The organism is Pricia sp. (assembly GCF_041745955.1).
Classification (GTDB): Bacteria; Bacteroidota; Bacteroidia; order Flavobacteriales; family Flavobacteriaceae; genus Pricia.
Genome location: NZ_JBGTHY010000443.1, coordinates 1 through 3,633 on the forward strand (window position 1 = coordinate 1; position 3,633 = coordinate 3,633).

The 3,633-nt window shown below is 44.5% G+C and carries 5 protein-coding genes and 1 pseudogene; 2 read left to right on the plus strand and 4 right to left on the minus strand.

The window, feature by feature from the left end:
- Positions 1 to 253 (plus strand): annotated as a pseudogene (locus tag ACEW8S_RS15740) (TetR/AcrR family transcriptional regulator); the annotation flags it as partial.
- A 115-nt stretch (positions 254 to 368) separates the two neighbouring features.
- Here the strand turns inward: ACEW8S_RS15740 and ACEW8S_RS15745 are convergent.
- The 3 genes from ACEW8S_RS15745 to ACEW8S_RS15755 form a co-directional block, all read right to left on the minus strand.
- Positions 369 to 1,454: a glycosyltransferase family 9 protein gene (locus ACEW8S_RS15745; RefSeq protein ID WP_373519076.1), complete on the minus strand. Its 1,086-nt coding sequence runs from the start codon at positions 1,452 to 1,454 to the stop codon at positions 369 to 371.
- Positions 1,455 to 1,528: 74 nt separating this feature from the next.
- Positions 1,529 to 2,134, minus strand: a complete 606-nt coding sequence (locus tag ACEW8S_RS15750; protein ID WP_373519077.1) for a DUF4254 domain-containing protein — start codon at positions 2,132 to 2,134, stop codon at positions 1,529 to 1,531.
- Positions 2,135 to 2,252: 118 nt separating this feature from the next.
- Entirely contained in the window at positions 2,253 to 3,191 is a 939-nt protein-coding gene (locus ACEW8S_RS15755) for a hypothetical protein (protein WP_373519078.1), read from the minus strand.
- Between the two features lie 39 nt (positions 3,192 to 3,230).
- On the opposite strand from ACEW8S_RS15755, the gene ACEW8S_RS15760 reads away from it, so the two are divergent.
- Positions 3,231 to 3,452, plus strand: coding sequence for a uracil phosphoribosyltransferase (locus tag ACEW8S_RS15760; RefSeq protein WP_373519079.1), 222 nt, complete (start codon positions 3,231 to 3,233; stop codon positions 3,450 to 3,452).
- A 30-nt stretch (positions 3,453 to 3,482) separates the two neighbouring features.
- Here ACEW8S_RS15760 and ACEW8S_RS15765 read toward each other — a convergent pair.
- A partial coding sequence (locus ACEW8S_RS15765; RefSeq protein ID WP_373519080.1) for a phosphoribosylglycinamide synthetase C domain-containing protein occupies positions 3,483 to 3,633 on the minus strand: 151 nt, incomplete at its 5' end.

Genomic DNA, 3,633 nt, shown 5'->3' on the forward strand with positions numbered 1-3,633 from the left:
GATCATGAAGCACTTGAACGACATCCTCAAAATCTGGGAGGTCAATCTCGTAACCGCCATACAACGTGGAAAATTCAATGGGCATATCGATAGGCATGTTGACAGCGAGGGCGTGGCCGTGTATCTTATGAGCGCCTACATTGGCGTGCGAACATTGATGGTCGAAACTGCGCCGAGTGCCCGAAAATATCGCTTTATGTCGCAGTTGCGGAATTATTTTAAGGCAATGGAGCCTAGGAGTACGATGAAATAGATGGAGTTGTACTCCCAAAAAAGCTTTGTGCAGGTCACTTTTTTATGTTCTTGCCCTGCACAGGGGAAGTTGGGCCAAGTACAGGGAAGGGGCAAAAGGAGATGAGCCCTTTCCGTTAATTGCTATTCAAAACATCTTCAATTTTGCGTACCACATCCCTCGGCAGAATCGTTTCCATCGCCTTTTCATATCCCTCCGGCATTTTGTTTCCATAGACCGAAGTTGGTATCAACGGGAATTTTTCCCTATCTGCCAAAAGGGCATTATTGACATCTTGATCAAATGGGTAAAACCCCGCATACGGATGGGTAACCCCCCAGAGCGTGATTACCGGAATGCCGTACATCGCTGCCAAATGGCCGTTGCCGCTATCCATGGACAGCATGGCATCAAGGTTGGAAATCAGGGCCAGTTCTTCGGGGAACGAGAGCTTTCCGGCGATGTTGATACACCATTTAAAACGGGCTTGGATCGTATCCAGTTTTTGTTCCTCTTCAGTCCCTCCCCCAAAAAGAAAAATTTTATACTTTTCGGTATCGTCGAGCTTCCGAAGGACTTCCTCCATCAAATACAAAGGATACATTTTTCCTTCAAAAGCGGCGAACGGGGCGATGCCTAACCATTTTTTGGTGTCCGAGCCTGTACGTTTCAGTGCCTTTTCTGATAGTTTTTCTTTGGATAAAGGGATTGTCCTTGACAAATCTACCGGAAAACCCAACGCATCAAAAACATCCGCATAGCGCTCGTGGGTGGTCTTTAGAGGCTCGAAAATCTTGTTTTTGGCAGCCGTTAGTCCTTTTTTTTCCGCCCTTCCCTTTTCAATTTGTATAAACGGGATGCCCCCAAACCGGAAATAGCGTTTCAAAACTTTGCTGCGAAGTACATTGTGCAGGTCCGCTACGGCATCTATATCGCGAGCAAGAAGTTCCTTGTAAAGATTATAGAGTCCGAATACGCCCTTGTGCCTTCCTTTTACGTCCGCTTCGAATACTTTGACATTTTCGAGCTGGGTGAACATCGGAGCGAAAAAATTTTTGGTAAGCACCGTAATTTTTAGAGTAGGATATTGCCGGGTCAGGGCGGAGAGCACCGGCACCGTCATGGCCACATCGCCCATGGCGGAAAGACGGATGACCAGAAGCCTGCGTCCCTTAACGCCCTCAGGGGAGTTCGCTTTTGAAATTTCTTCGCCCTTTTTCATGTATTTGAGGAAAGGTAGTTTTTATTCATCCCATAAAATACATTATTTCTTCGTGCATTTTACCCTTTGAGGGGTTACGGAGCCTTTCTCAACACGGGGTTCAACTCCTCGTCATTGTACATCTTCATCTGTTTGTAGACCTTCATAAATTTATCCCCGGACTCAATATCCGCCAAAAGTTGGTCGATGGCGATGGAAAGGTCTTTTCGCTGTTCGAGCAATACATTGAGTTTGTCCCGACATTTTTTAAGGTGCTCGGCCGAGGCATCGGTCCGTTCCGCCTCTTCCTGCATGTGGTAGATCTTTAAGGCCAAAATGGAGAGGCGATCGATGGCCCAGGCGGGACTCTCGGTATTGATGGTGGCATCCTCATTAACTTCTACCGAACCATACTTTTTAAGAAAATAACTGTCAATGAATTCCACCAGATCCGTCCTGTCCTGATTACTGGCATCTATCTTTCGCTTGAGGTTTAAAGCCGCTTTGGGTTCGATATCGGGGTCGCGGATGATATCCTCATAATGCCACTGCACCGTATCTATCCAATTCTTCCGATAGAGCAAACGGGCGATGTCGTCTTTAGCATAAGGATTGGCAAAAGGCTGGTACACATCGTTCTTGACGTGGTACTTGTCTATACTTTCCCGAAAAATTTTGTAGGCGAAGGCGCTGAAATCCATACGTTCTCTTTTTAACAAAGTTATAGATTATTATCGAAGTTCGTGCCTTCAAGCGTTCAAGGTTCAATTCTGCCATCGGCAGTTTCAATACTTCGACTACGCTCAGCACAGGGGATGCTTACTTTATCGCAATCCCCGTAAACAGGACAAAGAAAGGAACAACAATTGCGGCGATGAGCAAAATTTCCTTGATGCGGGCCCTTCGTATCGATTCGATGTATTTGGTCATAAGAACTACGGCCGGAAAAAAGGCGATCATAACGGGATATACATTATCCGAAAGTTTGAGTAGGTTAACCACCAGTCCGATAACGAACGAAAATGCGATAAGACGCATGGTAACCACCCTGCCAAATCCTGACTTGCCCAATTTTAAAAATGCCAGAAGGCCTGTTAAAAACGTAACCAAAGCGAACAGGATAAGTTTTGTACTGTGCCCCCAATACGAGAAATAGGCGGCGTTGAAGGAAAAATGAAACTGATAATGCTCGGCCAAAAAACCTTCGTTTCCCGCTAAAATCAATATACATTTCGTAATCATATATACTGCAAACAGGCCTGCAAAAGGCACTAGCCAGTTTCGGATATTTTTAGGCCCATAAAAATATATAGCGGCAAAGACCAAAATCACGAACAATAGGGCCCAATCGTAGAACAAACTGGAGACCAAGACCCATATCGTGGCATCGAAGATCTTGAACTTGGTTTCTTTTGAAGAACGCATACTGACCAGCCGTCTCGTGGCCAACAAAAGAAAAAAGCTGCACAAAATAGCGTTCGGATCGAGCAGTGTTTCCGGAAACACCACGGTCAACAACGCGTAAAAAAGTATAGAAAACGAATTGGAACCTGTAATCTTGTTCCGCTTTACGATAAAATTGACCAAGAAAATACTGAAAAGCAGAGCCCCTAAAACCAACATCTTCTGCAACAACTGCGGGGGCGAGTAAATTCTACCGAACAGAAAAAAATGAACCCCCCAATAAAAAACGAACAGAAACGTAACTATAATTATGTAGTTGATTGGCTTTGTTTTGCCAAAAATGATGGAAATCATCCCGACTTTTTATATTTTTGCTGCGTAAATATAGCCAAGATGACTTCAATTTTTAGAGGAATAGAGGATTTGTTCGTAAACTATCTTTTTTGGCCTTTGGACCAATTGCGATATATGGACAGCTGGTGGGGCGCCAATTTTTTTAGCTGGATCTTGGTTATCCTCGGTTTTGCAGGGTTCGTCTACTGGATGTTGGAACTTAAGAAATACGACGACAACAACGAAGAGGACCGATCTAGCACCTCGCATTCGTTTTTGTAGGTCTGGCTGCCCACATAGGTTCGATTTCGTTCAGAGATCGAAACCGATATCTTTTCGGTAGTTCATACCTTCAAATTTTATTTTGTTGATGTTTTTATAGGATGTGTCCAGTGCTTCCTTAAAATCTTTTCCAAAGGATGTTATCGCCATTACCCTTCCCCCGTTCGTGACCGTCTTACCC